Source organism: Acinetobacter sp. UBA3025 (assembly GCF_002367915.1).
Classification (GTDB): domain Bacteria; phylum Pseudomonadota; class Gammaproteobacteria; order Pseudomonadales; family Moraxellaceae; genus Acinetobacter.
Genome location: NZ_DFDO01000187.1, coordinates 1 through 466, shown reverse-complemented (window position 1 = coordinate 466; position 466 = coordinate 1). Strand labels below are relative to the sequence as shown.

Here is a 466-nt window from a genome sequence, read left to right as displayed (position 1 = left end):
CCGCAATTGCGGTCTTTTTTATGGCTTATTTAAAGGCTTGATGCCCCTGCTTTTTAATCTGATCCATTTTCACCGTAAGGGTTTGGGCTTTGGTCAATTGATTAGCTGCAACAAGCTGTTCAGCTTGTTTAATCTCTTTCAATAAGTCAGTTAACAATCCCTGATAAGCCGTAACTTTTGCATCTTTGGATTTTAGCTTTTGCAGACCTGATGGTAAATTTTTCTGGCAAACTTCCACAGATTTTTGCATGCTCTGCAATGCTGCCCGCGCCTCTTTGCTATCTTTGGCAGATTTGAAATTTTTTAAATGATGGTCGAGTTCATGCATATTGTCATGATAGTGATTGTCTGCTGCCATGCCCGACGTGATGATCCCCACTGTGCCCATCACAAAAATCATGCTGATTAAAAAATTTTTAAACATCATTAATTGTCCTGTATTGTTTTTATATTAAGCATCTTAGTG

At 38.4% G+C, this 466-nt stretch carries 1 protein-coding gene; it reads right to left on the bottom strand.

Annotated features, from left to right (window positions below; translation table 11 throughout):
* Positions 1-25: 25 nt before the first annotated feature.
* Positions 26-424, bottom strand: a complete 399-nt coding sequence (locus B4J23_RS07740; protein ID WP_291359774.1) for a cytochrome b562 — start codon at positions 422-424, stop codon at positions 26-28.
* Between the last annotated feature and the right edge of the window lie 42 nt (positions 425-466).